Source organism: Pseudomonas sichuanensis (assembly GCF_003231305.1).
GTDB lineage: Bacteria > Pseudomonadota > Gammaproteobacteria > Pseudomonadales > Pseudomonadaceae > Aquipseudomonas > Aquipseudomonas sichuanensis.
The window spans coordinates 1-319 of the sequence record NZ_QKVM01000159.1; the positions used below are offsets into that span (position 1 = coordinate 1).

1 protein-coding gene is annotated in these 319 nt (G+C 69.0%); it reads left to right on the forward strand.

What is annotated here, in order from left to right:
* The coding region (locus tag DM373_RS28540; RefSeq protein ID WP_157966921.1) for a DUF4123 domain-containing protein at positions 1–319 on the forward strand (319 nt) is incomplete at both ends.

Consider the following 319-nt stretch of genomic DNA (forward strand, 5'->3'; position numbering starts at 1 on the left):
CCTCATGGCCCGCCTGGGCTCAGAGCGCTGGTGCGCATTGTACCACCAGACCGAAGTCGCCCACCTCGCCGCGCATGGGCCGGTGTGCTTCCTGATTGGTGAAGGCGAGGTGCGTTTGCTGCAGGGCCTGCTGGAGGCGCCGCACGACAATTGGGGTTGGCTGGCCAGCCTGGCACCCGGTGAGCTGGCAGCCTGGATCGAGCATTGGCGTGCCCGGCTGCTACTGGGCCAGCGGCCGCAACGGGCGTTGTACCGCTTTCACGACAACCGCGAGCTGGCCCGGGTGATGGCGGTGCCGGAGCATAGGGCCGCCTGGCTC